This window comes from Actinomycetospora sp. CA-053990 (genome assembly GCF_050948445.1).
In the GTDB taxonomy this organism is placed as follows: Bacteria; Actinomycetota; Actinomycetes; order Mycobacteriales; family Pseudonocardiaceae; genus Actinomycetospora; species Actinomycetospora callitridis.
The window spans coordinates 3679188-3705023 of sequence record NZ_CP192043.1 but is presented as its reverse complement, the minus strand read 5'-3'; the positions used below and the strand labels follow the sequence as shown (position 1 = coordinate 3705023).

Annotated in this window: 22 protein-coding genes and 4 pseudogenes; 21 read left to right on the top strand and 5 right to left on the bottom strand. The window is 75.4% G+C overall.

The window, feature by feature from the left end; all coding sequences use genetic code 11:
• Positions 1–11 precede the first annotated feature (11 nt).
• From ACQPYN_RS19050 to ACQPYN_RS19035, 4 genes are all read left to right on the top strand, one after another.
• Positions 12–866, top strand: coding sequence for an amidohydrolase family protein (locus tag ACQPYN_RS19050; protein ID WP_433026088.1), 855 nt, complete (start codon positions 12–14; stop codon positions 864–866).
• A gap of 98 nt (positions 867–964) precedes the next feature.
• Positions 965–1591: a TetR/AcrR family transcriptional regulator gene (locus tag ACQPYN_RS19045; RefSeq protein ID WP_433026085.1), complete on the top strand. Its 627-nt coding sequence runs from the start codon at positions 965–967 to the stop codon at positions 1589–1591.
• The gene (locus ACQPYN_RS19040; protein ID WP_433026082.1) at positions 1588–3030 is read left to right on the top strand and encodes an MFS transporter; all 1443 of its coding nucleotides are present in this window, start codon (positions 1588–1590) and stop codon (positions 3028–3030) included. Before ACQPYN_RS19045 ends, ACQPYN_RS19040 begins: the two co-directional genes overlap by 4 nt.
• Before the next feature lie 8 nt (positions 3031–3038).
• The gene (locus tag ACQPYN_RS19035; protein ID WP_433026079.1) at positions 3039–4418 is read left to right on the top strand and encodes an NAD-dependent succinate-semialdehyde dehydrogenase; all 1380 of its coding nucleotides are present in this window, start codon (positions 3039–3041) and stop codon (positions 4416–4418) included.
• On the opposite strand, the gene ACQPYN_RS19030 is transcribed toward ACQPYN_RS19035, so the two are convergent.
• Positions 4390–5286 (bottom strand): PaaX family transcriptional regulator, encoded by an 897-nt coding sequence (locus ACQPYN_RS19030; RefSeq protein ID WP_433026076.1) that lies wholly within the window; start codon positions 5284–5286, stop codon positions 4390–4392. The genes ACQPYN_RS19035 and ACQPYN_RS19030 overlap by 29 nt on opposite strands.
• A 48-nt stretch (positions 5287–5334) precedes the next feature.
• On the opposite strand from ACQPYN_RS19030, the gene ACQPYN_RS19025 reads away from it, so the two are divergent.
• From ACQPYN_RS19025 to ACQPYN_RS18975, 11 genes and pseudogenes are all read left to right on the top strand, one after another.
• Positions 5335–6630 carry an adenosylmethionine--8-amino-7-oxononanoate transaminase gene (locus ACQPYN_RS19025; RefSeq protein WP_433026073.1) on the top strand — a complete coding sequence of 432 codons (1296 nt, stop codon included), beginning with the start codon at positions 5335–5337 and terminating at the stop codon, positions 6628–6630.
• Between the two features lie 441 nt (positions 6631–7071).
• Positions 7072–8112 (top strand): annotated as a pseudogene (locus ACQPYN_RS19020) (SulP family inorganic anion transporter); the annotation flags it as partial.
• 79 nt (positions 8113–8191) lie between these two features.
• Positions 8192–9448, top strand: a complete 1257-nt coding sequence (locus ACQPYN_RS19015; RefSeq protein ID WP_433026070.1) for a carbonic anhydrase — start codon at positions 8192–8194, stop codon at positions 9446–9448.
• A gap of 13 nt (positions 9449–9461) precedes the next feature.
• A pseudogene (locus ACQPYN_RS19010) lies at positions 9462–10684 on the top strand (8-amino-7-oxononanoate synthase).
• Between the two features lie 108 nt (positions 10685–10792).
• Positions 10793–11674, top strand: coding sequence for an STAS domain-containing protein (locus ACQPYN_RS19005; protein ID WP_433026067.1), 882 nt, complete (start codon positions 10793–10795; stop codon positions 11672–11674).
• A complete protein-coding gene (locus ACQPYN_RS19000) occupies positions 11671–12543 on the top strand; it encodes a hypothetical protein (protein WP_433026064.1) in 873 nt (290 codons plus the stop codon). The genes ACQPYN_RS19005 and ACQPYN_RS19000 overlap by 4 nt, the downstream gene beginning before the upstream one ends.
• A 37-nt stretch (positions 12544–12580) precedes the next feature.
• The gene (bioD, locus tag ACQPYN_RS18995; protein ID WP_433026061.1) at positions 12581–13276 is read left to right on the top strand and encodes a dethiobiotin synthase; all 696 of its coding nucleotides are present in this window, start codon (positions 12581–12583) and stop codon (positions 13274–13276) included.
• A 112-nt stretch (positions 13277–13388) separates the two neighbouring features.
• Positions 13389–14423, top strand: coding sequence for a biotin synthase BioB (bioB, locus tag ACQPYN_RS18990; protein WP_433026058.1), 1035 nt, complete (start codon positions 13389–13391; stop codon positions 14421–14423).
• Entirely contained in the window at positions 14420–14659 is a 240-nt protein-coding gene (locus tag ACQPYN_RS18985; RefSeq protein WP_433026055.1) for a hypothetical protein, read from the top strand. The genes bioB and ACQPYN_RS18985 overlap by 4 nt, the downstream gene beginning before the upstream one ends.
• A 47-nt stretch (positions 14660–14706) precedes the next feature.
• Positions 14707–15300, top strand: coding sequence for a DUF2567 domain-containing protein (locus ACQPYN_RS18980; RefSeq protein WP_433038959.1), 594 nt, complete (start codon positions 14707–14709; stop codon positions 15298–15300).
• A 28-nt stretch (positions 15301–15328) separates the two neighbouring features.
• Positions 15329–16390, top strand: coding sequence for a M20 family metallopeptidase (locus ACQPYN_RS18975; RefSeq protein ID WP_433026052.1), 1062 nt, complete (start codon positions 15329–15331; stop codon positions 16388–16390).
• Here ACQPYN_RS18975 and ACQPYN_RS18970 read toward each other — a convergent pair.
• Positions 16360–17052 (bottom strand): O-methyltransferase, encoded by a 693-nt coding sequence (locus tag ACQPYN_RS18970; RefSeq protein ID WP_433026049.1) that lies wholly within the window; start codon positions 17050–17052, stop codon positions 16360–16362. The genes ACQPYN_RS18975 and ACQPYN_RS18970 overlap by 31 nt on opposite strands.
• A 67-nt stretch (positions 17053–17119) precedes the next feature.
• On the opposite strand from ACQPYN_RS18970, the gene ACQPYN_RS18965 reads away from it, so the two are divergent.
• Positions 17120–18031 (top strand): LysR family transcriptional regulator, encoded by a 912-nt coding sequence (locus ACQPYN_RS18965; protein ID WP_433026046.1) that lies wholly within the window; start codon positions 17120–17122, stop codon positions 18029–18031.
• Here ACQPYN_RS18965 and ACQPYN_RS18960 read toward each other — a convergent pair.
• Genes ACQPYN_RS18960 through ACQPYN_RS18950 form a run of 3 tightly spaced genes read right to left on the bottom strand, consistent with a single transcriptional unit; the run spans position 18016 to position 19937 of the window.
• Positions 18016–18480, bottom strand: coding sequence for a DUF3237 domain-containing protein (locus tag ACQPYN_RS18960; RefSeq protein WP_433026043.1), 465 nt, complete (start codon positions 18478–18480; stop codon positions 18016–18018). The genes ACQPYN_RS18965 and ACQPYN_RS18960 overlap by 16 nt on opposite strands.
• Positions 18481–18493: 13 nt before the next feature.
• Positions 18494–19195 (bottom strand): LON peptidase substrate-binding domain-containing protein, encoded by a 702-nt coding sequence (locus ACQPYN_RS18955; protein WP_433026040.1) that lies wholly within the window; start codon positions 19193–19195, stop codon positions 18494–18496.
• Between the two features lie 43 nt (positions 19196–19238).
• Positions 19239–19937: an NUDIX hydrolase gene (locus ACQPYN_RS18950; protein WP_433026037.1), complete on the bottom strand. Its 699-nt coding sequence runs from the start codon at positions 19935–19937 to the stop codon at positions 19239–19241.
• A gap of 225 nt (positions 19938–20162) precedes the next feature.
• Between ACQPYN_RS18950 and nadA the strand changes: the two genes are divergently transcribed.
• The 5 genes and pseudogenes from nadA (at position 20163) to ACQPYN_RS18925 (ending at position 25729) form a co-directional block, all read left to right on the top strand.
• Complete coding sequence (gene nadA / locus ACQPYN_RS18945) at positions 20163–21167, top strand: quinolinate synthase NadA (protein WP_433026034.1); 1005 nt, start codon at positions 20163–20165, stop codon at positions 21165–21167.
• Positions 21164–22808 (top strand): annotated as a pseudogene (locus ACQPYN_RS18940) (L-aspartate oxidase). The gene nadA and the pseudogene ACQPYN_RS18940 overlap by 4 nt, the downstream one beginning before the upstream one ends.
• A pseudogene (nadC, locus tag ACQPYN_RS18935) lies at positions 22805–23685 on the top strand (carboxylating nicotinate-nucleotide diphosphorylase). Before ACQPYN_RS18940 ends, nadC begins: the two co-directional pseudogenes overlap by 4 nt.
• A 36-nt stretch (positions 23686–23721) precedes the next feature.
• Entirely contained in the window at positions 23722–24870 is a 1149-nt protein-coding gene (locus tag ACQPYN_RS18930) for an NAD(P)/FAD-dependent oxidoreductase (protein ID WP_433026031.1), read from the top strand.
• A 10-nt stretch (positions 24871–24880) separates the two neighbouring features.
• Positions 24881–25729: a GH12 family glycosyl hydrolase domain-containing protein gene (locus ACQPYN_RS18925; RefSeq protein ID WP_433026028.1), complete on the top strand. Its 849-nt coding sequence runs from the start codon at positions 24881–24883 to the stop codon at positions 25727–25729.
• Positions 25730–25836 lie beyond the last annotated feature (107 nt).

The window sequence follows — 25836 nt, the reverse complement described above, 5'->3', positions numbered from 1 at the left end:
AGAGTGACCGCGTGATCGTCGACGCCCACGTCCACGTCGCCCACCTCGCGCGGCTGAAGGTGCCGTGGGACCAGTGGATCGGTCCCGCGGGGGACACGGACGCGTGGGCGGCGGCCTACGACAGCGAGGGCGCGGCGATCCCGGAGAAGGTCTCGGGGCTGTTCGCCGCGGCCGGCGTCGACCGCGTGCTGCTGTTCTGCGAGTACTCGCCGAAGGCCACCGGGTGGCAGACGATCGAGGACATGCTGCCGCTGGTCGACGCGGACGCGGAGCGGTTCCGGATCGTCGCCAACATCAACCCGCACGTCCACCACCCGGTGGCCCGGGAGGTCGATCGCCAGCTCGACCTCGGGGCGGTCGCGCTCAAGGTCCACCCCGTGCACGCCGGCATCGCCCCGAACGACCCCCAGCTCTACCCGGCCTACGCGCGGTGCGTCGAGCGCGGCGTCCCGGTGATCGTGCACACCGGGCCGTCGACGTTCCCCGGCGCGACGGCGCGCTACGGCGATCCCGTGATCCTCGACGACGTGCTGCGCGACTTCCCGGACCTCACCCTCGTGCTCGCCCATGGCGGGCGGGGCTGGAGCTACGACGCCGCGGCGTCGCTCGCGCTCACCCGCGAGAACGTGTGGCTCGACCTCGCCGGCCTGCCCCCGCACAAGCTGCCCGGGTACTACGAGCGCTTCGGCTTCGCCCGCGTCGCCGCCAAGTCGGTGTTCGGGACGGACGCCCCGTCAGCCGATCCGGCCCGCAACATCGCGGCGATCCGCGAGCTCGGCCTCGGCGACGAGCTGACCGCGGGCGTGCTCGGCGAGCACGCGCGCCGCGTCTATCCCGGTCTGGACTCCCCGCCCCACCGCGTCTGACCGCGGCTGGAACGGGACCGCCCCGAGCCGTGTACTGTCCTGCCGTAGAGGACCGATCGGTCCGGGACCGTGTGGTCCCACAGAGGGAAGGAGCCGTCGTGGCACGGACGCCCGCACCCGGCACCCGGGAGCGCATCCTCACCACCGCGTCGCGGCTGTTCTACTCGCACGGCGTCCGTGCCGTCGGGATGAACCAGATCATCAGCGAGGCCGGCACCGGCAAGAACCTGCTCTACTCGCACTTCCCGACGAAGTCCGACCTCGTCGCGGCGTACCTGCAGCGCGCGCAGGAGTTCCGGGTCGCCGGCGCCCGCCGCGCCCGGGAGTCCGCGGACGGTGACGCCCGGTCGCAGCTGACCGCGACCGTCGCCGAGGTCGCCACCCTGGTGCAGCACCCCCGCTTCCGTGGCTGCGCGTTCCGCAACTACCTGGCGGAGTTCCCGGACGAGACGGGCGCCGCCGAGACCGACACCGGCGACGACGCCGCCCCCACGCCCGCCGGCGTCGCCCACGACTTCCTCGCGGCCACGCACGAGGACCTCGCCGCCCAGGTGGCGGCCCTCGACGTCGCCGACCCCGAGCGCCTCACCGAGGAGCTGTGGCTGATCATCGACGGGCTGTTCCTGCAGGCCACCTACCGGCGGCGCCTGGACGGACGGGTCGGGGCGGACGCCGCCGTCGACCTCGCCGGACGCCTCGTCGACGCCGCGATCGGGGACCAGTGACCACGTCCCCGCGCACCGTCCTGCTCATCACGTCGGCGGCGGCCTTCCTCTCGAGCCTCGACCTGTTCATCGTCAACATCGCCTTCCCCGACATCCGGGCGGACTTCCCGGGCACCGACCTCGGCGACATCTCGTGGGTCCTCAACGGCTACACGGTGGTGTTCGCGGCCTTCCTCGCCCTCGCGGGACGCCTCGCCGACCGCGTCGGGCACCGCCGGGTCTTCCTCGTCGGGCTCTCGGTGTTCACGGTCGCATCGATGGCCTGCGCGGTCGCCCCGTCGGTCGGCCTGCTCGTCGCCGCGCGGGCGGTGCAGGCCCTCGGCGCGGCACTCGTCACGCCGACGTCGCTGTCCCTGCTGCTCGCGGCCTACCCCGCCGAGCGCCGGGGGTACGCGGTCGGGGCGTGGGCCTCGATCGGCGCGGTCGCCGCCGCGCTCGGGCCCCCGCTCGGTGGCCTGCTCGTCGAGGCGTCCTGGCACTGGGTCTTCCTCGTCAACGTGCCGGTCGGGCTGGTGGCCCTGGTGTGGGGGTTCCGGGTGCTCCCGGACAACGTCGTCGAGGGCGCCGGCCGGCCCGACGTGCTCGGTGCGGTCGGGCTCGTCGTCGGCGTGGGCGCGCTGGCCTACGCGCTGGTCCGCGCGGCCGACCTCGGCTGGGCGTCGGTGCCCGTGATCGTGGGGCTGGCGGTGGCCGTGGTCGGGCTCGCCGGGGTGGTGGCGCGCTCGCGTCGGCACCCGGTCCCGGCGATCGACCTCACCGTCGTGCGCACCCCGGTGGTGGGGCTCGCCGCGCTCACGTTGGTCGCGTTCACCACCGGCTTCGCGGGCATGCTCGTCGTCAACGTCCTCTACCTGACCGGCACGTGGGGCTGGTCGGCGCCGGTCGCCGGGCTCGCGCTCGCGGTGGGCCCGGCGGTGGTCGTCGGGGTCGCGCGCCTCTCGGGCCGGCTGACCGCGCGGTTCGGCGTCGGCCCCGTCGCGGCCGTCGGCGGGCTGTTCTTCGCCGCGGGCCCGGCGTGGTGGGCGCTGCACCTCGGCGTCGAGGCCGACTACTCCCTGTCGAAGTACCTGGGGGGCATGCTGCCCGGCCAGATCGCCACCGGGGTCGGGGTGGGGCTCATGCTGCCGACGCTGTCGTCGGTGGTCGGGTCGGCGCTGCCCGCGCACCGGTGGGGCAGCGGCTCGTCGCTCATCAACACCGCCCGCCAGGTCGGCTCGGTGCTCGGCGTCGCGCTGCTGGTGTCGGTGATCGGCACCCGCACCACCGGGCGTCCCGAGGAGCTCGGGCTGGTGCGCGACGGCTGGCTGCTGCTCACGGCGGCCGGGGTGGTCGCCGCGGTCCTCGCGCTGGCCCTGGCCCGGGCGGAACGCCGGCCGGCGCCCACGGAAGTCGTTGAGGTCCGGACCGTCGGGGATTGCCCGGCGGGGCGAGCGGGGTAATCGAGGGCATGGCCATCGCAACGACGAACCCCGCCACGGGGGAGACCGTCAAGGAGTTCGACGCCCTCACGTCCGAGCAGCTGGAGGAGAAGCTCCAGCGCGCGTGGGACGCGTTCCAGACCTACCGCGACACGACCTTCGAGCAGCGCGCCGGCTGGCTGCGCGCCGCCGCCGACATCTTCGATGCGGAGAACGAGCGGCTGGCCGAGCTCGCCACGCTGGAGATGGGCAAGACGTTCGCCGCGGCCAAGGCCGAGGTGACGAAGTGCGCGCTCGGGTGTCGCTGGTACGCCGACCACGCCGAGGAGGACCTCGCCGACGTCGAGTGGCCGAAGCCGGCCTCGGCGCCGGAGCACGCCCGGATCTTCACGCGCTACCAGCCCCTCGGGCCGGTGCTCGCCGTCATGCCGTGGAACTTCCCGTACTGGCAGGTGCTGCGCTTCGCCGCCCCGGCGCTGATGGCGGGCAACGTCGGCCTGCTCAAGCACGCCTCGAACGTCCCCCAGGTCGCGCTCGCCATCGAGGACGTCCTCACCCGCGCGGGCTTCCCCGACGGCGCGTTCCAGACGCTGCTGGTCGGCTCGTCGGTCATCGAGGGCATCATCGACGACGACCGCGTCCGCGCCGTGACGCTGACCGGCAGCGAGCCCGCCGGGCGTGAGGTCGGCGCCCGCGCCGGCCAGAACGTCAAGACGAGCGTCCTCGAGCTCGGCGGCAGCGACCCGTTCATCGTCATGCCGTCGGCGGACATGGACTCCACCGTCACCGCCGCGGTGTCGAGCCGGATGCTCAACAACGGCCAGTCCTGCATCAACGCGAAGCGGTTCATCGTCCACGAGCAGATCGCCGACGAGTTCACGCAGAAGCTGGTCGAGAAGATGGAGTCGCTCACGATGGGCGACCCGATGGACGAGAACACCGATCTCGGGCCGATGTCGCAGGCCCAGGGCGTCGAGGATCTCGACTCCCAGGTGCAGGACTCCGTCGCCGCGGGCGCCCGCGTCCTCACCGGCGGCAAGCCCCACGGCGGGACCGGGAACTACTACCCGGCGACCGTGCTCGCCGACATCCCGAAGGACGCCCGCGCCTACTACGAGGAGCTGTTCGGGCCGGTCGCGCTCGTGTTCCGCGCGCAGGACGCCGACGACGCGATCCGCATCGCGAACGACTCGCCGTTCGGTCTGGGCGGCAGCGCCTGGACGAACGACGAGGACGAGAAGCTGCGCTTCGCCACCGAGGTCGAGTCGGGCATGGTCTACATCAACAAGGTCACCGAGTCGACGCCCGAGGTGCCGTTCGGCGGGGCGAAGAACTCCGGCTACGGCCGCGAGCTCGCGAGCTTCGGGCCCCAGTCGTTCGTCAACGCGAAGACGATCTGGATCCAGTAGGGGACGGGCACTCCAGGCCGAGGGCCCCGGCTGCGCGCATCGCGCCCGGGGCCCATTCGGCGTGCCGGCCGTGGAACACCTCGGCGGCGCGGTGGCCCACCCAGGCGTCGGGCAGGAGGTCGTCCGGGAGCCCGGGATCGAGGAACGGGAACCGGCGCCACGCGTCGACGAGGCGCACCTGCGCGGCGAGCACCTCGGCGTCGGTGGCGGGGGAGAGCTCGGCGAAGCGGGCGACGAAGTCGTCGTAGCGGGCCGCGAGGTCGCCCAGGTCCCAGGCGCGCGCCGCGAGCTCGGTGGAGGACAGCCCGCCCTCGTACTCGCCGGTGATCACGTGGGCGTCGGCCGGGTCGATCTCGGCGAGGACCTCGCGGACCTCGGCGAGCCGCCCGGTGTCCGTCGAGACCCACATCCCCGCGGCCGGTGAGCCCAGCCCGGCCCAGGCCAGGCGCGTGCGCAGCCGGTGGCGTCGGGCGCGCTGCTGCTCGGGGACGCTGGCGACGACCACCAGCCAGCGCCCGTCCCACGCCGGGCGGGCACGCCCGTGCGCGTAGATGCGGGCCGCGCCCTCGGTGAGCAGTCCGTGGCCCCAGGGGGAGAGGTCCCACCGGACCCGGCGCCCGACCCGCTCCGAGGTGAGCATCCCGTCCGCCGCCGTGCGGGCGAGCGCCTGGCGGGCGGACTTCTCCTCGACCCCGACGAGGCCGAGGACGTCGACGACGGTCTGGGTCCACACGGGCCGTCCGGCCGGCAGCACGACCTCGCCGAGCACCGTCATCAGCAACGAGCGCGCGCTGGTGGCCGCGACCTCGCGACGCCGCGAGAACGGGTCGGGCCGCTCCTCGGGCTCGCTCTGATCGGCGGTGGACATCCCCGTGATCCTAGAGCTCCATCTCCGGCTCACCGTTACGGTGCGCGGATGACGTCGCCGGTCACCTCGGGCCCAGTCCCCGCCGCGTCCTTGCGGGAGCTCGACCGGGCCCACGTCTGGCACCCCTACGGCCCCATGCCCGGGCGGAGCGATCCGCTGGTCGTGCGGTCGGCGCAGGGCGTGCGGCTCACCCTCGACGACGGCCGCGAGCTGGTGGACGGCATGTCGTCGTGGTGGGCTTCGGTGCACGGCTACCGGCACCCCGCGCTCGACGACGCCGTGGTCCGCGCGACGGGGTCGATGAGCCACGTGATGTTCGGCGGGCTCACCCACGACCCCGGCGTCGCGATCGCCGAGCGCCTGGTCGCGATCACCCCCGATCCGCTGCAGCACGTGTTCCTCGCCGACTCGGGCTCGGTGTCGATCGAGGTCGCGATCAAGATGTGCCTGCAGTACCAGCGGGCCCGCGGGCGTCCCGAGCGCACGCGGATGATGACCTGGCGCGGCGGCTACCACGGCGACACGTTCGCCGCGATGAGCGTGTGCGACCCCGAGGGCGGGATGCACGCGGCCTGGAGCGGGTTCCTGCCGCGGCAGGTGTTCGCCGACCGCCCACCGTCAGTGTTCGACCCCGCCTACGACGAGCACCTGCGGGCCGTCGCCGAGGCCCACGCCGGCGAGCTGGCGGGCATCGTCGTCGAGCCCGTCGTGCAGGGCGCGGGCGGCATGCGCTTCCACGACCCGCGGCACCTGCGCACGCTGCGGGAGATCGCCGACGCCCACGACCTGGTGCTGGTGTTCGACGAGATCGCCACCGGCTTCGGGCGCACCGGCACGCTGTTCGCGGCCGAGCAGGCCGGGGTCGCGCCGGACGTGATGTGCGTGGGCAAGGCCCTCACCGGCGGCTACCTGACGATGGCCGCCGCGCTCTGCACGTCCGCCGTGGCCACCGCCGTCAGCGAGGGGGAGGCCGGGGGGCTCATGCACGGCCCGACCTTCATGGCCAACCCGCTGGCCGCCACCGTGGCCGCCGCGAGCGTGGACGAGCTGCTGCGACGCGACTGGGCGGGCGAGGTCGCGGGCCTCGGGGCCGGCCTGCGGGAGGCGCTCGCGCCCGCCCGCGAGCTGCCGGGGGTGCGCGACGTGCGGGTGCTCGGCGGCATCGGCGTCGTCCAGCTCGACCACCCCGTCGACGTGCCCGCCGCCCAGGCCGCGGCCGAGGGCGTCGGGGTGTGGCTGCGGCCCTTCCGCGACCTCGTCTACGCCATGCCGCCCTACGTCACGCCGGCCGACGACGTCCTCCGCATCGGGGAGGCGATGGTCGCCGCGGCCCGTGCGGGATGAGCGTCATGTGAACGCAGCGTGACGCCGGTGTGAGACGGCGATGAGATGCGGATGAGGCGGTACGACACGCTCGTCCTTCTCGTCCGATTCGTCCAACTTCACCCGCCCGGTGTAGCCAGCCGCCCGGGCCGGTACGGACCGACCGTGCATGATCAGCGCGAGTTCTCCTTCTCGGAGCCGCATCACACCCGGACGAGCGACGCGCGGTGCCGCCTCGACGGTCCTGATCGGAACACAACGTAACGATCAACGTCGCGGTCCGACCGAGGGCGGCCGCCGGTAGGGCACAGTGAGCGCAGCGCCTCCGGGCCGCGGCGACGACGCCCGGCCGGTGACTCCGGGTGAACACCGTTCCCCGGACCCGCGAGCGCTCCCCGAGCCCCCGGTGATCGACACAGATCACCCCCGCCGGGCCGGTCCACGGCCCCCGACGGAGGACCCATGACCACCGGAGCGACCACCGTCCCCGAGGGGGACACCCCCACCCGGCGCGAGAACCTGCGCTCGAACCTGCGCTCGAACCTGCGCTCGAACCTCCCGGCTTCCCTCGTCGTCTTCCTCGTCGCCGTGCCGCTCTCGCTGGGCATCGCGGTGGCCTCGGACGCCCCACTGACCGCGGGGCTGATCGCCGCCGCCGTCGGCGGTCTCGTCGCCGGCGCCCTCGGCGGCTCCCCGCTGCAGGTCAGCGGACCCGCAGCGGGCCTCACCGTCGTCGTCGCCGATCTCGTCGGACGCTTCGGCTGGGGCGTGACCTGCGCGATCACCGTGGCGGCGGGGGTGGTGCAGGTCCTGTTCGGTCTGACGCGGACCGGCCGCGCGGCGCTCGCGATCTCCCCGGCCGTCGTGCACGGGATGCTCGCCGGCATCGGCGTGACGATCGTGCTCGGTCAGCTGCACGTCGTCCTCGGCGGCGAGCAGCAGGACGACGCGATCGCGAACGTCCTCGAGCTGCCCGGCCAGCTGATCTCCCTCCACGGCCCCGCCACCGCGCTCGGCCTCGCCGTCATCGCGATCCTGCTGATCTGGCCGCGGCTGCCGAAGAGCCTGCCCGGCTGGGTGCGCGGCATCCCCGCGCCGCTGCTCGCCGTCGTCCTCGTCACCGCCGTGGCCGGGGTGTTCGCGATGCCCGTCGAGCGCGTCGAGATCGGCGGGACGCTGCTCGATGCGATCACCCCGCCGGTGCTGCCCGAGGGGCAGTGGGGCGCGTTCGCGGTCGGCGTCCTCACCATCGCGATCATCGCCAGCGTCGAGAGCCTGCTCTCGGCCGTCGCCGTCGACCGCATGCACGCCGGGGCCAAGTCGGACCTCGACCGCGAGCTGATCGGCCAGGGCGCCGGCAACACGCTGTCGGGCCTGCTCGGCGGCCTGCCGATCACCGGCGTCATCGTCCGCAGCTCGACGAACGTCGCCGCGGGGGCGACGAGCCGCGCGTCGGCGATCCTGCACGGCGTCTGGATCGTCGTGTTCTCGGTGGCGCTGCTCGGGCTCGTCCAGCAGATCCCGATGGCCGTGCTCGCCGGTCTGCTCGTGGTGATCGGCGCGGCTGGTGAAGCTCGCGCACATGCGCGAGCTGCACCGTCACGGCGAGCTGCCGGTGTACGTCGTGACGATCCTCGGGGTCGTGGTCACCGACCTGCTCACCGGCGTCATCGCCGGGCTGGTGCTCGCGCTGCTGCTCGTCCTGCGCCGCGTCGTGTGGGCGTCGATCGAGGTCCAGGAGCCGGCGGCGACCCACACGGACGACCGCGACGCGCGCCCCTGGCACGTCGTCGTCGAGGGCGCGCTGTGCTTCCCGTCGATCCCGCGTCTGGCCCGCCGGCTGGGGCAGGTGCCCGCCGGGGCGCCCGTGGTCGTCGACCTCGTCACCGACTACCTCGACCACGCCGCCTACGACCACCTCTCGGAGTGGATCGAGCGCCACGAACGGGGCGGCGGGCACGTCCGCGTCGACGAGGTCGGGTCGATGGGCCTTCTCGACCGGCGCGCCGCGTCGTCCGGCGGGCCGGGTGCCCGTCGTCCCGGGCCCGTGCCGCGGTTCCTGAGCCCGTGGGCGGTGTGGCAGGCGGGGCACGAGGCGACGGGCGGCGGTCACGGCCACGCGCTCGACGCCGGCGAGGAGCCCGATGACCCGATTCTCACCGGCCTCCGGGAGTACCACCGCCGCGCCGCCGGTCTCGTCGCGCCGTACCTGTCGGACCTCGCCGACGGCCAGTCCCCGTACGCGCTGTTCCTGACCTGCTCGGACTCGCGGGTCGTGCCCAACGTGCTCACCTCGAGCGGGCCCGGCGACCTGTTCACCGTCCGCAACGTGGGCAACCTCGCCCCGGTCGGCACCGGCGCCGACGCCTCGGTGGGCGCGTCGGTGGAGTACGCCCTCGACGCGCTCGAGGTGCCGACGCTCGTGGTGTGCGGGCACTCCGGCTGCGGCGCGATGACCGCCGCGCTGCACGGCACGGGCGGCGACGGCGTGCTCGGGCGGTGGCTCGACGGGGCCGACGAGAGCCTCGCGCGGTGGCGCGCCGGCCACCCGGTGGCGGCGTCGGCCGCGACCCGCGGGGCCTCGGAGGTCGACCAGCTGGCGATGGTCAACGTCGCGGTCCAGCTCGACCGCCTCGCGCGGCACCCCGCCGTCGCCGGGGCCCTCGAGGAGGGGCGGGTGCGGCTCGTCGGGCTGTACTTCGACATCGCCACGGCGCGCATGTCCGTGCTCGACGGCGACCGCTTCGTGCCCGCGTCGCGGGACCGCCTCGGCGCCGGCGCCGCGGGTACCCCGGGCGACCCCGCCACCGCGGCCTTCCCGGCCCCCGACCCCGTCTGACCGGCCCTCACCCGTGAGCGATGTTCCCGGCTATAGCCGGGAACATCGCTCACGTAGGGCGCCTAGGGTGGCGGCCGTGAGCTGGCTGGGCGCGTGGCTGGAGGAGACGGCGGCGGCGCGCGCGGAGGCCGGGCTGCGGCGGACCCTGCGTCCGCGGGAGGCCGTCGACCCCGTGGTCGACCTCGCGTCCAACGACTACCTCGGCCTCGCCCGCGATCCCCGCGTCGTCGAGGCCGCCGCGGCCGCGCTGCGGACGTGGGGCGCCGGGTCGACCGGCTCGCGTCTCGTCACCGGCACCACGCGGCTGCACACCGACCTCGAGGACGCCCTCGCCGCGTTCACCGGCAGCGAGGCGGCGCTGGTGTTCTCGTCGGGCTACACCGCCAACCTCGGCGCGGTGACCGCGCTGAGCGGCCGCGGTGCGCTCGTCGTCTCCGACGTCGCCGCCCACGCCTCGCTCGTGGACGCCGCGCGGCTCTCCCGGGCGCGGGTCGAGGTGGCCCGGTGCGCCGACCCCGCGGCTGTCGACGCCGTGCTCGCCGCCCGCCACGAGGCCCGCGCGCTGGTGGTCGTCGACGGCGTCGACAGCGTCGACGGGGCCATCGCGCCGCTCGCGGAGCTCTACGCGGTCTGCCGGGAACGCGACGCCGTGCTGGTCGTCGACGACGCGCACGGGCTGGGCGTCCGCGGCCCGGGCGGGACCGGCACACTCGCCGAGGCCGGCCTCGCCGGCGCCCCCGACGTCGTGCTCACCGCCACGCTGTCGAAGTCGCTGGGCAGCCAGGGCGGGGTGGTGCTGGGCGCCCGTGCCGTCACCGAGCACCTCGTGGACGCCGCGCGCCCTTCATCTTCGACACGGGCCTCGCCCCGGCCGCCGTGGGCGCGGCGCTCGCCGCCCTCGAGATCGTGCGCGCGGAGCCCGAGCGGGTCGCGGCGCTGCACGCGGCGGCCGCCTCGGTGGCGGCGTCCGCCCGGGCGGCGGCGCCCGGCGTCGACGTGCCGGTGCCCACCGCCGCGATGGTCCCCGTCGTCCTCGGCGACCCGGTCGTGGCCCTCACCGCCGCCGCGGCCTGTGCCGAGCACGGCCTGCGCGCCGGCTGCTTCCGCCCGCCGTCGGTGCCCCCGGGCACCTCGCGGCTACGGCTCACGGCCCGGGCCGACCTGACCGCCGACGATCTCGCACTCGTCGACCAGGTGCTCCACAAGGTCCTGGGGCCGGTCGCGTCCGGCCGCTGACGACGCCCCGACCGGCCGTACCGGGCACCACCGAGCGTCGATCGACTCGTCACGCACCGTGGTGGCGCGGTACCCTCTCGGGCGAGCACCGGCAGCAGAGGGGGATGCGTGACCGCACCGCTGCGCGCGCGCCCCGATCTCGACGTCCCGGCCTCGCGCCACACGCTCAACGTCGCCGACGCCGTCGACCAGGGGCGGCGGGGCACCGCGTCCTGGGTCGAGCGGGAGCTCGCGCACGGCTCCAAGGTCTTCTACAAGGGCTGGCTGCCCGACGGCCGCCGGCCCGACCAGCACTGGCTCACCGGACCGGCGGGACCGCGCGGTGCCCGCGACGCGCTCGTGTCCGGGCAGATGGAGTTCCTCGACATCCCGACCGCCGTCGAGCGCTCCGGCGGCACCGCGGACGGCGTGATCGGGCTCTACCGCGGCGAGGTCGAGCGGGCCCTCGACGACCAGTGGCCCACGATCGCCATGACCCAGGAGAGCCCCGAGCTCCCCATGGCTGACAACCCGGCGCTCGTCTCGGAGTACGTCACCTGGGAGGCCGGCTTCGACATCCTCGCGGCGCGGTGGCCGGTCCGGCTGCTCTGCCAGCTCAGCGTCCCCCTCGAGAGCGAGACCTCGGTCTGGGAGACCGTCGCCGTCCACCACCGCGACGTCGTCGACGGGTTCTGGTCGGCGACCGCGGACGACGCCGGGGTCTGGAGCCCGCGCGGTGACCTCGACGCCCACGTCGCCCGCCGCTTCGGCGCCGCGGTGCACGGGGCGCTGCGCGCCGCCCGCAGGCGCGACGCGTGCACCGACCTGCACATCGATCTCTCCGCGATCGACTTCATGGACGTCTCCTGCGCGCAGATCCTGATGCTCGCGGCGCGCTCGGCCCCGGATGACCAGCAGATGGTGCTGCACGGCGGGCCGCGGTTCCTGCGCCGGCTCTTCGACGCGGTGGGGCGACCGGTGACCGTGCGCGAGAGCGAGGACGCGCGGTGAGCGACCCCGGGCTCGTCCACCTCGGGCTCCTCTACGACGGCCCCGAGGACCTCGTCGACAGCGCCGTCGCCGAGGTGCGGCGGGCCCTGGAGGCCGGCGACGACGTCCGCCTCATCGTCGACCGCCGCACCATGCGTGCCTTCCGCGACGCCCTGGGCGACGACGCCGAGGGCGTCACCTTCCCGCCGCCCTCGTCGATGCTCCCGCCGTCGGCGCCGGGGTTCCTCGCCACCGTGCGGGGCTGGGCCCGCCCGGACCGGCGCACGACGGTGCTGGGCCGGTACCCGTCGACGATGTCGGCGCCGGACTGCGGGTTCGGCGAGGACGCGCTGAACCTCGTGCTCGGCGACCTGCCCCTGACGCTGATCTGCTGCTGTCAGCGGGACCTCGACCCCGACCTGCTCGCCGTCGCCCGGCGCACCCACCCGCTGCTGGCGACCACGGCGGGCCCCGCCGACAACGCCGACTACCGCACGCCCCCCACGGCCAGCCCGACGCCCGCCGCGCTCTGGGGGACGGTGGCGGCGCGGCTCGAGGTCGACGGCACGGAGGACCTCGCCGAGGTGCGCCGTCGCGTCGCCGACGTCGCCGGCCGCGCCGGGCTGGAGGGCGACGCCGTCCGTGCCGCGGTGCTCGCGGTGCACGAGGCGGCCGTGCTCGCCTGCCGCGGCAGCGACCCCGAGCCCGCCGGCCTGACCCTGGAGATCCGCGCCCGCCCGGGCAGCACCCTGTTCTCCGAGGTCGTCGGCCCGCGCCGCGCACCGGTGCCCGACGGCGACCCGCTGTCCCACGTGCGGCCGTTCTGCTCGTGCGCCGTCCTGCACGACGACGCGGGCCGTCGCGCGGTCCGGGTGCTGACCACCGTCTGACCCCTCACCGCCGGGCCTGCACCTAGGCTCCCGCGGCGTGCGGACCCTGATCGTCACCGGCACGGGCACCGACGTCGGCAAGACCGTGGTCGTCGCGGCGATCGCCGTCCTGGCCCGGGCGGCGGGGGAGCGGGTCACGGTGGTGAAGCCGGCGCAGACCGGGGTCGGGCCCGCCGACGACGGCGACCTCGCCGAGGTCGTTCGCCTCGCCGGGCCCGTCGACACCGTCGAGCTCGCCCGCTACCCCGAGCCGCTCGCCCCGGCGACCGCCGCCCGGCGGGCCGGCGCGACGCCGGTGATGGCGGCGCAGGTGGTGGACGCGGTGCGGGCGATCGACGCGGACCTCGTGATCGTCGAGGGCGCCGGCGGCCTGCTCGTGCGGTTCAACGACCTGAACGAGACCCTCGCCGACGTCGCCGCGGGTCTCGACGCGCCCGTCCTGCTCGTCGCGAGCGCCGGGCTCGGGGTGCTCAACACCGCGGCCCTGACGGCCGAGGCCCTCGCCCGCCGCGGCATCCCGCTGGCCGGCGTCGTCGTCGGCGCCTTTCCGGCCGAGCCCGACCTCGCCGAGCGGACCAATCTCGAGGACCTGCCGCGGGTCACGGGCGCACCGCTGCTCGGGGTCCTGCCCGCCGGTCTGGGCGGGGCCGACCGGGACGCCCTGCTCGCCGCCGCACGGTGTGGGATCGGTCCCGTCCTCGGTGGTGGGTGGTCCCCGTCCGCAGCCTCGTGAGGCACACTGCGGCGCGGGACGGGCACGGGCGGTGCGGTGCGATCATGGTCATGATCGCGGCCGTGTCGGCACGGACGTCCCGCGACACCGTGTCCGACGAAGGGAGCCCTGCGTGACGGCCGTGGAGACCGGTGGGACCGGTGAGGAGACCCGCGAGGACGTGCTCGCCGTCGCCCGCGAGCAGGTGCTCGAGCGGGGGGTGGGCCTCACCGAGGACCAGGTCCTGGCCGTCCTGTCGCTGCCGACCGAGCGTCTCGAGGAGGCCCTGAAGCTCGCCCACGACGTCCGCATGCGCTGGTGCGGGCCGGAGGTCGAGGTCGAGGGCATCGTGTCCCTCAAGACCGGTGGCTGCCCCGAGGACTGCCACTTCTGCTCGCAGTCGGGGCTCTTCGAGTCCCCGGTGCGCGCGGCGTGGCTGGACAAGGACCGGCTGGTCGAGGCGGCCAAGCAGACCGCCAAGACCGGGGCCACCGAGTTCTGCATCGTCGCCGCGGTCCGCGGGCCGGACGCGAAGCTCATGGAGCAGGTGCGCGCCGGCATCGCCGCGATCCGTGCCGAGGTCGACATCAACGTCGCCTGCTCGCTGGGGATGCTCACCCAGGACCAGGTGAACGAGCTCGCCGCCATGGGCGTCCACCGCTACAACCACAACCTCGAGACCGCCCGCTCGCACTTCCCCGAGGTCGTCACCACGCACTCCTGGGAGGAGCGCTGGGAGACCCTGCAGATGGTGCGCGCGGCCGGCATGGAGGTCTGCTGCGGCGGGATCGTCGGCATGGGCGAGACGCTGGCGCAGCGCGCGGAGTTCGCGGTGCAGCTCGCGGCGCTCGAGCCCGACGAGGTGCCGCTGAACTTCCTGATCCCGAACCCGGGGACCCCGTTCGCGCACCTCGAGGTGCCCCAGGGTGCCGACGCGCTGATGACCGTCGCCGCGTTCCGCCTCGCGCTGCCGCGCACGGTGCTGCGCTTCGCCGGCGGCCGCGAGCTGACCCTCGGCGACCTCGGGGCCGAGCAGGGGATGCTCGGCGGGGTCAACGCGATCATCGTCGGCAACTACCTGACCAACCTCGGGCGCCCGGCCGAGCAGGACCTCGACATGCTCGAGACCCTCAAGATGCCGATCAAGGCCCTGAACGACACGTTGTGAGTGCCGTCGTGGAGCCGCCCGCCGCCGACGCCGGGGCCCAGCCCTTCTGCGCGTGGTGCGGGGGCGCCCGCGCCGAGGGCGACCACGCCGGGTGCGAGCGACGACTCGCCACCGTCGACCCGCCGCGGCACTGCCCGGTGTGCGCGCGGCGGATGGTCGTGCAGGTCGACCCCGTCGGCTGGACCGCGCGGTGCAGCCGGCACGGGGAGTCGGCGGGGGCGAACGGGTTCGGATGACGGCCGTCGACCCGGGAGACGCAGCGGAGCGGAGCTCGACCTTGACCGTGGACGACTTCCTGCCCCTCGAGCCCACGGGCCGGCTCGAGCGGGCCGAGCTGCGCGGGGACCTCCCGGGCGCGCTGCGCTACGCCGCGATCCTCGTCGTGATCGGGCTCCCGCTCGGGGCGCTGTGGGCGCTGCTGGCGCCCGTCGTGCACATGGTGGCGCTGCCCGGTGGGGGGTCGGGCTCGCCGGCGGGGGAGGCCGACCACGCCTTCGACGCCGTCGCGATCCATGTCCTGCTCGTCGCGTCGTTCGGGGTCATCGCGGGCGCGGTGGCCTGGCGACGCCGGCACCGGCGCGGCCCGGTGCTGCTCGTGGCCGCCGCCACGGGGTCGCTGGTGGGGGCGGTCCTCGCCGGTCGGGTGGGCGGGCTGCTCGCGTGGGCGGCCTCGCCGGTCCCGGTGCTCGTCGACCCCCGGGCGCTCGGCACGGCCGGCGCTCCCGGGGCGCCCGTGCCCGCCGTGCTGACGAGCCTGCCGCCGTCGCCGGGACCGTGGTGGATCGCGCTGGTCGCGGGCCTCGGGGCGGCGCTGACCTACGTGCTCTCCGCCATCGTCGACGGGCACGAGGACATGGGGCGGGACGACCCGCTCTGACCCCCGCTGGAGGCACCCCGTGAGTCGCATGGACGCCGTCGACCTGGCCTGCAAGCTGGTCCGTCTCGACACCCGGGGCGGTGGCGAGAGCGCGGCCGCGGCACTGCTCGCCGGGCACCTCGAGGACGCCGGGCTGTCCGTCGCCGTCCACGAGACCCGGCCGGGACGGGCGAACGTCGTCGCGCGCCACGGCGACGAGACGCCCGCGACGCTCACAGGGCACCTCGACACGGTGCCCGCCGACGAGGCGGTGTGGTCGTTCGACCCGCTCGCCGGCGACGTCGTCGACGGGCGGCTGCGCGGGCGGGGGAGCAGCGACATGAAGGCGGGCGTGGCCGCGGCGGTCGTCGCGGCCGCCGAGCACGTCCGCGCGGGCGGCAGCGGCGTGCAGGTCGTGCTGACGTTCGGCGAGGAGACCGGCTGCGAGGGCGCCCGCGAGATCCCGGCCGACGCACTGACCCCGTCCGGGACGCTGCTCGTCGCCGAACCGACCTCCAACCGCGTCGTCCTCGGTCACAAGGGTGTGCTGTGGCTGGTGCTGCGGGCCACCGGGATCCCGGCGCACGGCTCGCGACCCGACCTCGGCCACAACGCGCTCGTCGACCTGGCCCGGGCGGCGGTGCGGATCCACGAGCACGACGGGTGGCCGACGAGCCCGACGCACGGCGCGACGACGGCGAACGTCGGGATGATGCGCGCCGGCGTCCAGCCGAACGTCGTGCCGGACCGGGCCGCGCTCACCGTCGACCTGCGCCTGGTCCCCGGCGACACGGCCGACGCCGCCGAGGCCACGACCGTCGGGCTCGCGGGCTGCCCCGTCGAGACCGAGCGTCTCGTCGAGCTGCCGCTGATCGACACCGCTCCGGCCCGGGTCACGCGGGCGGTCGAGCTCCTCGGGGGCGGGACGCCGGGCTACGCCACCTACTTCACCGACGCGAGCGTGCTGGCCTCCGCCCTCGGCGGCGCCGACACGATCGTCTTCGGCCCCGGCGAGCCCGAGCAGGCCCACGTCACCGACGAGACCGCCCCGGCCGGCCTCATCGGCCCCGCTGCCGAGGCCTACCGCGCGGTGCTGGCCGCGCTGACCTGACCGGTGCGCATCGAGAGCTCCAGCCGGTCGCCCAGCGGGATGTCGACGGACCGGTAGCCGCTCCCGAGGTCCCGCACGCGGGCCAGGTAGGACGTGAGCACGTCGGGGAAGAGGCTCGTGTCGTCGGCGACGACCAGCGCGCCGGGACGCAGCGCGGGCTCGACGATCTCGAGCACCGGCAGGTAGAGGGCGCTCCAGCCGTCGAGCAGGAGCAGGTCGACGGTCCCGGGCAGGTCCCGCAGCGTCGCCAGCGCGTCGCCGACGCGCACGTCGACGAGGTCGTCGAGCCCGCTACGGCGCAGGCTGGCCAGGGCGGCGTCGGCCTTCGCGGTCTCGATCTCCGTGGTGATCACGCGGCCGCCACCGTTGTCGCGCAGCGCGGCGGCGAGGTAGATCGTCGAGATGCCGAAGGACGTGCCGAACTCGACGACGGTGCGCGCGCCCGTCGCGCGCACCAGCATCGCGAGCAGCTCGCCCACCTCGCGCGGCACCGCGATGTAGGCGTCGGTGAGGAGGTCGGCGGCCTCCTCGTCGGACGTCGGGAAGGAGCCGGGGAAGCGGGCGGCGAGGCGGGCGTGGAGCTCGGGCTCCTGGGCGTCGGCGGCGTCGAGGAGGCGGGTGAGCTCGTCGCGGACGGCGGGGGCGTCGAGGGTGGAGGTCATGGTCGTGACGGTAGAAAGGTACGTCGTTGCGGACCAGTGAATGGTTGTGCACCTACTATTGCGTGCCGTGCAATCCGTTGACCTCAACCTGCTGGCGACGCTCGACGCGCTGCTGCAGGAGGGCAGCGTCACCGGCGCCGCGCAGCGTCTGCATCTCAGCCCGCCGGCGGTGAGCCGCAGCCTGGCGAGGCTGCGCCGGCTGACCGGCGATCCGCTGCTGGTGCGGGTCGGGCGCGACCTCGTGCCGACCCCGCACGCCGACCGGCTGCGCGAGCGCGCCCACGCGGTGCACGCTGCCGCCCAGGAGCTCCTCGCGCCTCACGGGGAGGTGGACGAGGCCGCGCTGACCGCGACGTTCGCGGTGCGCACCGGTCCCGTGGCGGCCGCCGCGCTCGGCCCGGCCCTGCTCGCCGCCGTCCGCCGGCGGGCGCCGGGCGTGCGTCTGCGGCTGGTCGGCGAGGGCGACGAGAGCGTCGCGGCGCTGCGCGACGGGGAGGTGAACCTGGACGTCGGCGCCGCCGGGGACGAGCCCGAGCTGCACCACGAGGTGCTGCGGCACGACCGGATGGTGCTGGTCGGAGGCCGCGACGGCACGCTCGCACGGCGGACCGGCGACGGCGCGCCGACGCCGTCGATGCTGGCGGAGGTCGGGCACGTCAACGCGACCCGGCGCGGGCGTCGGACGGGCCCGCTCGACGACGCACTCGCCGTCCACGGGCTGGCACGCGACGTCGTCGCCACGGCGCCCGACCTCACGGCCGCTCTCGCCCTGGTCCGCGCCGCCGACCTCGTCACCCTGGCCCCGCGCTGGATCGTCGAGTCGCTGGGAGCCGACGACCTCGTCGTCTGGGAGGTCCCGACGCCCCTGCCGCCGTTGGTGATCGCGCAGTCCTGGCACCCGCGGACCGACGCCGACCCGGTGCACCGCTGGCTGCGGGACCGGGTGCGGGAGGTCGTCGCGGATCAGGTGACCGTGTAGGCGTCGTAGACGACGGCCGTGGCCCGCCGGCGGGCCACGGCGACCGTGAGGACCCGGGTCATCCAGCGGTGCTGCGGCGCCGCGGTCTCGAACGTCGCGCAGACGCGGAAGTAGTACGCCGACGGGTCGACGTCCTCGCCACGGCCCAGGGCGTCGAGCACCGCGCGCGGCCCGGAGCGCACCCCGCTGGTGCGGATGTGGACGAGCGCGCCGTCGTCGGCGCGCAGGGTGTAGCGGGTGTCGATGGTGACGGCGCCGTCGTCGTGGACGACCTGCCAGTCGGCCCCGCCGGGCAGGACGACACCCGAGAAGCGCTCGCCGGTGACCGTGCCCCCGACGATCGGGACGATGCGGCGGTGCCCCGCGTCGGTGACGCCGAGGTCGAGCAGCTCGCCGAGCTCGACCTCGACGTGGGCGAGGAACTCGAGGCCCGGGACGGGCAGGGTCACGAGCGGCCTGCCCTCAGTTCGGGCTGTGCTCGACCGCGAACTTGGCGCTCGGCGCCCACACCGCGCGCAGCTCGGCGAGCAGGACCGCCTCGCGGGTCATCGAGCGCCGGATGAGCTGCAGGCGCTGCATCGGGCAGGTCTCCTCGAGCAGCTCCTGGCGATCGGAGAGCGGCAGGAGGCAGTCGCCGGCGAGGATGTGGGCGAGCTCGGGGTCGGCGACGTCGGTCGCGGCCTCGTCGGTGAGGTCGGCGGGCATCTCGCCGTCCCCGCCGCCCTGCTGGCGCCAGGCGGTGGTGCAGTAGCGGCGGTGCGCGGCGCGGGCGGCCATCGCGAACGGCGCGAGGTCGGTGGGGGCGTCGCCCTCGTCGTCGGGGAGCCACTCGACGTTGGCGACGAGGTAGGGCGCCGTCGAGTCGTCGACGTCGACGAGGCGGAAGCGCCGGTCGCCGGTGGTCTGCAGGTCGAAGCGCCCGTCGGGCAGGCGCCGCACCTCGCGCAGCGACGCCGTGCAGCCGACATCGTGCAGGCCCTCGCGGCCGTCGTCGGGGCTCCAGCCCTCCCGCACCGCGACCACCCCGAACTGCTTGCCCGGGATCGTCCCCGTCACCAGGTCGATCGTGAGCTGGCGATAGCGGGGTTCGAAGACGTGCAGTGGCAGCGAGGCGCCGGGAAGCAGCACGGTTCCCAGCGGGAACAGGGGCAGCGTCTCGACCACGTCGACCACGCTACGACCCCGGCGAGCTCGCCGCCGGGTGGCGTCACACGGCGTCCCCGGGGGGCCGGAGCGCGGCGAAGGGATCGGTCACGCGCAACTCGTGCTCGGAGAACCGGTACATCGCCGCGGGGCGCCCACCGCTCGGGCCCGGCGGCGCGGTCTCACCGGTGGGCACGAGGACGCCGCGGCGAGTCAGCACGCGGTGCAGGTTGGTCGCCGAGACACGGTGCCCGAGGGCCGCGGCGTAGAGGTCGCGCAGCTCGGAGACCGTGAAGGCGTCGGGGGCGAGCGCGAAGCCGATGTTCGTGTAGGACAGCTTGGCGCGCAGCCGGTCGACGCCGTCGCGGGTGATCGCCCCGTGGTCGAACGCCGTCTCCGGCAGCGCGTCCACCGGGTGCCAGGCGGTGTCGTCGGGGACGGCCGGGTCGGCGTCGGAGGGCACGAGGCCGAGGAACGCGGTGGCGACGCGCCGCGGCGGCGGGCCGCGGTGGGGGTCGGAGAACACCCCGAGCTGCTCGACGTGGGCGACCTCGGCGAGGTCGACCTTCTCGGCGAGGTGGCGGCGCACCGAGGCCTCGACGTCCTCGTCGGGCCCCAGCCGGCCCCCGGGCAGCGCCCACCGGCCGGCCTGCGGCTCCCGCGCCCGCTGCCAGAGCAGCACGCTCGGCACCGACCCGGTGATGCGCAGGACGACGGCGAGCACGTCGTGGGCGTAGTTGCCCTGCTCGCCTGCGGTCTCCACGGAGAGTGATCGTAGGCCGTGCAAGCCCTGCGGCCTCGCTGGCACTCATCGCGCGGAAAGCCGCATCGTCGCGCGCCGGGACGTGGTGCGCGCCACTGCCCGTGACGAGTGCTGGCGTGGGCCTCGGGGTGACGGGTACGGTCGACCATGTTTTCGACCACGAGGCGAAAACCACCGAGACCGGCCGCCCTCGACGCCGAGGGGCCGCCGGGGGAGGAGACGGCGATGACCGTCACCGCTGCCACGGACCTCGTCGGGCCGCTGACCGCCGGACCCGGATGGGCCGACGAGATCCGCAGGCTCGCCCGGGAGCGCGACGCCGTGGTGCTCGCGCACAACTACCAGCGCCCCGAGATCCAGGACGTCGCCGACCACACCGGCGACTCGCTGGCCCTGAGCCGGATCGCCGCCGCGAGCGACGCGAGCACGATCGTCTTCTGCGGCGTCCACTTCATGGCCGAGACCGCGAAGATCCTCGCGCCGGACAAGACCGTGCTCATCCCCGACGCACGCGCCGGCTGCAGCCTCGCCGACTCGATCAGCGCCGACGAGCTCCGCGAGTGGAAGAGCGAGCACCCCGGTGCGGTCGTCGTCAGCTACGTCAACACCACGGCCGCGGTGAAGGCCGAGACCGACGTCTGCTGCACGTCGTCGAACGCCGTCGAGGTCGTGGCCTCGATCCCCGAGGACCGCGAGGTCCTCTTCCTGCCCGACCAGTTCCTCGGCGCCCACGTCAAGCGCATCACCGGCCGGGAGAACCTGCACATCTGGGCCGGCGAGTGTCACGTCCACGCCGGCATCAACGGCGCCGAGCTCACCGCGCAGGCACAGGCCGACCCCGACGCCGACCTGTTCGTGCACCCCGAGTGCGGCTGCGCGACCAGCGCGCTCTACCTCGCCGGCGCGGGCGCCGTCCCCGCCGAGCAGGTCCACATCCTGTCCACCGGCGGGATGCTCGACGCCGCGAAGAACACCACCAAGCGCAGCGTCCTCGTCGCCACCGAGGTCGGCATGCTCCACCAGCTGCGCCGCGCCAACCCCGACGTCGACTTCCGCGCCGTCAACGACCGCGCCTCCTGCGGCTACATGAAGATGATCACGCCGGGTGCCCTCACCCGGGCGCTGCTCGAGGGGCGCGACGAGGTGCACGTCGACCTCGGGACGGCCGCGCGCGCCCGTGGCGCCGTCCAGCGGATGATCGAGATCGGCCGGCCCGGGGGCGGGGAGTGAGCGCGGGGGACCGGGACGCGCAGCGCAGCGGAGCCGGACCCGTCGACTGGGAAACCACGGCCGACCTGGTCGTCGTCGGCTCCGGCGTCGCCGGGCTGACCGCGGCGCTGGCGGCCCGGCGCCGCGGCCTGCGCGTCGTCGTGGTCACCAAGGACGCCCCCGACGCGGGCAGCACGCGGTGGGCGCAGGGCGGCATCGCGGTCGTGCTCGGGGACGCGGTGTCACAGGAGGGGACGACTCCGTCGACGCCCACCTCGCCGACACGCTCGCCGCCGGGGGCGGGCTGGTCGACGCCCGCGCCGCCGGGGAGATCCTCGCCGCCGGCCCGGCTGCCGTCGCAGGACTGCGCACCGAGGGCGCGGTCTTCGACGGGCCCGCCGCGCGTCTCGCCCGCACCCGCGAGGGCGGGCACTCGGCGCTGCGGGTCGTGCACGCCGGCGGGGACGCGACCGGCGCCGAGGTGGAGCGCGCCCTGCTCGCCGCCGGCGACCGCGTCGCGCTGACCGTGCTCGCCGGCCACGCGGCGTCGTCGGTGCTCACGGGCCCGGACGGCACCGTGCAGGGTCTGGAGGTCCGCGACGCGGACGGGCGCGCGGGCCGGCTGGCGGCGCCCGCGGTCCTGCTCGCGACCGGCGGCGTCGGCGGGCTCTACGAGACGACGACCAACCCCGACGTGGCCACCGCCGACGGCTGGGCGCTCGCCCTGCGCGCCGGCGCCGCGCTGGCCGACGTCGAGTTCGTGCAGTTCCACCCGACGGCGCTCTACACACCACGAGCCCACGGCCGCGCCCCGCTGGTCACCGAGGCCCTGCGCGGCGAGGGCGCGGTGCTGCGCGACACGACCGGCGCCTCGGTCACGGCCGGCGTGCACCCGCTCGGCGACCTCGCCCCGCGCGACGTCGTCGCCACGGCGATCACGCGGCGGATCGCGGCGCTCGGCGTCGACCACGTCTGGCTCGACGCCACGGGCGTCCCGGACGTCGCCGCGCGCTTCCCGACGGTCGCCGCCTCGTGCGCGGCGATCGGCGTCGACCTCGCTCGCGACCCGGTCCCCGTGCGGCCCGCCGCGCACTACTCGTGCGGCGGCGTCGTCACCGACACCCACGGCCGGACCGGGGTGCCGGGGCTCTGGGCGGCGGGGAGGTCGCGCGCACCGGCCTGCACGGGGCCAACCGACTCGCCTCGAACAGCCTGCTGGAGGGCCTCGTCGTGGGTCGCCGCGCGGCCGACGACGTCGCGCGGGCGCTCGCCGGTCCTCGCAGGCTCGCCGAGCCCACCGAGACCCAGGCCCGGCCCGTGCCGGTCGCCGACCGCGCCGTCCTCCGGGCCGCGCTGACCCGCAGCGCCGGGATCGGGCGCGACGCCGCGGGGCTCGCCGCCGCCTCGGACGCCGTCGAGGCCGCCAGCACCCTGCGGCTGCCCGTGACCCGCGCCGAGACCGAGGACGCCGCCCTGACCCTCGCCGCACACGCCCTGCTCGCGGCGGCCGGGTCGCGCACCGAGACGCGGGGCTGCCACGTCCGCACCGACCACCCGGCCACCGACGACCACTGGCAGCGCGCCTCGAGCACCGTCGCGCTCGACGGCGAGGGACGGCTGCACGTCGGCACCACCGACGCCCGCCACGGAGGTGTGGCATGACGCTGTCCGGGACCCTGTCCCTGCCCGACACCCTCGACGCCGCCGAGGTCGACGCGGTGGTCGCGCGCGCCCTCGACGAGGACCTGCGCGACGGGCCGGACGCCACCACCGAGGCGTGCGTGCCCGAGGGCGCCGTCGCGGTGGGGAGTTCCGCACCCGCCCGGCGGGCACGCTCGCCGGCGTCGGCGTGGCCGTGCGGGTGCTCGAGCGGGTCTGCGGGCCCGACCTCGAGATCCTCGACGCACGCGCCGACGGCGACCGGCTGGCCCCCGGTGACGTCGCCCTGGCCGTCCGCGCCCCGCTGCGCACCCTGCTGACCGCCGAACGCACCGCGCTCAACCTGCTCGGCCAGCTCTCGGGGGTCGCGACGGCCACCGCGGCCTGGGTCGACGCCGTCGAGGGCACCCGCGCCCGCATCCGCGACACCCGCAAGACCGTCCCGGGGCTGCGGGCGCTGCAGAAGTACGCCGTGCGCTGCGGGGGCGGCGTCAACCACCGGATGTCCCTCGGCGACGCCGTCCTGATCAAGGACAACCACGTCGCCGCCGCGGGGTCGGTGACCGCGGCGCTCGCCGCCGCCCGCGCCGCGGCGCCGGACCTGCCGTGCGAGGTCGAGGTCGACTCGTTCGCGCAGCTCGACGAGGCCCTCGGACTCGGCGTCGAACTGGTCCTGCTCGACAACTTCACGCCCGCGCAGACCTCGCAGGCCGTGGCGCGTCGCGACGCCCGCGCGCCGGGCACGGGCCTGGAGGTCTCCGGCGGCCTGACCCTCGACACCGCCGCCGCGCACGCCGCCGCGGGCGTCGACTACCTCGCCGTCGGCGCCCTCACCCACTCCGCGCCCGTCCTGGACCTGGGCCTCGACCTCCGTCCGTGAGTGAAGTTCCCGGCTATAGCCGGGAAGATCGCTCACATGGGTGTGGTCGTCGTCGGCGGCGGGATCGCCGGGATGTCGGTCGCCGCGGAGCTCGCGCGCGACCATGACGTGCTGCTCGTCGAGGGGGAGCGCGAGCTCGCCCGGCACACGACGGGACGCTCCGCCGCGAGCTACATCCCGGGTCACGGCGCGGCGCCCGCCCGCGCGCTCGTCGCCGCCTCGCGCGAGCGCTTCGCCGCGCTGGCTGAGGAGGCAGGCCACGCGTTCCTGCGACCGCGGGCGGTCCTGCACATCGCGCAGGACGACGACGAGGAGCGGACGCTGCGCGAGGAGATCCTGACGCTCGGCAGCGTCGACGAGCTCACCGTCGCCGAGGCCGTGCAGCGCTGGCCGGCGCTGCGCGCCGACCGCGTGCGGGCGGCGGGCGTCGTCGAGGACGCCCAGGACGCCGACCCGCTGGGCCTGCACGAGCACTATCGCCGCACCCTGCGCGCCCGCGGCGGGGAGATCCGGACCGGCGTCCCGGTCACGGCGCTGCACCCGACCGCGACCGGCTGGCGCATCGCGATCGGGGACGACCACGTCGACACCGACCTGGTCGTGCTCGCCGCCGGGGCCTGGACCGACGGGCTGCTCACGCTCGCCGGCGCCGCGCCGATCGGCCTGCGCCCGCTGCGGCGCACGATCGCGATCGCCCGGATCCCCGACGGCGCGCCGGTCCGCCGCGACGACCCGTTCGCCGTCTCCGTGGGCGAGCACTGGTACGCCAAGCCGGAGGGCGAGTACCTGCTGGTCTCGCCGTCCGAGGAGACCCCCGCCGAGCCGGGCGACCCCCGCCCCGAGGAGCTCGACGTCGCCCGCGCCCTCGAGGCCGTGAACGACGTGACGACGCTGGGCCTGCGCTCGGTGGTCACCAGCTGGACCGGGCTGCGCACCTTCGCCCCGGACCGCTCCCTGGTGATCGGCGACCGCCCCGAGCACCCCGGCCTGCACCTGTTCGCGGGCCAGGGCGGCTCGGGCATCGAGACCGCCCCGGCGGCCGCCGTCCTGGCCGCCGCCGTGATCACCGGCGCGGACCCGCCCGCCGACGTCGTCGCCGCCCTCGAGGACCACGGCGCCGGGCTCGACGACGTGCTCGCCCGGCGCATGCCCACCCCCGGCGAGCGTCCGGATCGTCCTCGTTAGCCTCCCCCGTATGGGTGATGCCCGGCGACTGCTCGCCGCCGCAGTGGCCGTGCTGGCTCTCGTCCTCGCCGGCTGCGGTGGCGCGGGCGAGGAGACGCCGGCGACGATCCCGACCGCCGGGGCCCCGATCGTCAACGGCGCCGGGGCGGGACCGCTCGCGCCCCTGCCGCCGGAGGGCTCGCGCGAGGGTCAGCGGATCTGCGGGAAGTTCCAGTCGGTGCCCGTGGCGGGTGGACGCTACGAGGTGCAGAACAACGCCTGGGGCGCGACGACTCCCCAGTGCACCACGGCGTTCGACACCGGCTTCTCGGTGCAGGCGAGCCACGACAAGGACTCCGGACCGGCCGCCTACCCGTCGATCGTCGTCGGCTGCAACTACGGGACCTGCACCCGCGACGCGCCGTTCCCGCGCCCGCTGGCCGACCTCGGGGACGTGCGCTCGAGCTGGGCGGTCACCGTCCCGCGCCGCGGCGACTACAACGTCGCCTACGACGTCTGGCTCGACCCGACCCCGCGCCGCGACGGCGCCAACACCGGCGCCGAGCTGATGATCTGGCTGGACCGCACCGACCGCGTCCAGCCGATCGGCTCGAAGCGCGCCGACGTCGAGATCGGCGACGCACGGTGGGAGATCTGGCAGGGCGAGAACGAGGGCCTGCCGGTGATCTCCTACGTCCGCGAGGAGTCGACCACCACCGTCCTCGACCTCCCGATCAGCGACTTCATCACCGACGCCACCCGGCGCGGCGTCGTCGAACCGTCCTGGTTCCTCACCAACGTGCAGGCCGGCTTCGAGCCCTGGATCGGCGGCGAGGGCCTCTCGACCGACGCCTTCGCCCTCACCCGGAACGGTGTCTGAGTGCCCTCCTGAGGTCCGTGTGAGGGAAGCTCCACCCGTTCGGACGGGGGACGATGCTCCACCGAACGTCGCGACGAACGTAGCTTCAGGCGCGACGAGCGGTCGAG

Excerpts from the sequence above, each read along its gene's own strand:
- nadA (WP_433026034.1), top strand. The coding sequence starts at position 20,163 with ATGACCGTCACCGCTGCCACGGACCTCGTCGGGCCGCTGACCGCCGGA.
- ACQPYN_RS18975 (WP_433026052.1), top strand. The coding sequence starts at position 15,329 with ATGGACGCCGTCGACCTGGCCTGCAAGCTGGTCCGTCTCGACACCCGG.
- ACQPYN_RS19015 (WP_433026070.1), top strand. The coding sequence starts at position 8,192 with ATGCGCGAGCTGCACCGTCACGGCGAGCTGCCGGTGTACGTCGTGACG.
- ACQPYN_RS18970 (WP_433026049.1), bottom strand. The coding sequence starts at position 17,052 with ATGACCTCCACCCTCGACGCCCCCGCCGTCCGCGACGAGCTCACCCGC.
- ACQPYN_RS19025 (WP_433026073.1), top strand. The coding sequence starts at position 5,335 with ATGACGTCGCCGGTCACCTCGGGCCCAGTCCCCGCCGCGTCCTTGCGG.
- ACQPYN_RS19030 (WP_433026076.1), bottom strand. The coding sequence starts at position 5,286 with ATGTCCACCGCCGATCAGAGCGAGCCCGAGGAGCGGCCCGACCCGTTC.
- ACQPYN_RS19035 (WP_433026079.1), top strand. The coding sequence starts at position 3,039 with ATGGCCATCGCAACGACGAACCCCGCCACGGGGGAGACCGTCAAGGAG.
- ACQPYN_RS18925 (WP_433026028.1), top strand. The coding sequence starts at position 24,881 with ATGGGTGATGCCCGGCGACTGCTCGCCGCCGCAGTGGCCGTGCTGGCT.
- ACQPYN_RS18930 (WP_433026031.1), top strand. The coding sequence starts at position 23,722 with ATGGGTGTGGTCGTCGTCGGCGGCGGGATCGCCGGGATGTCGGTCGCC.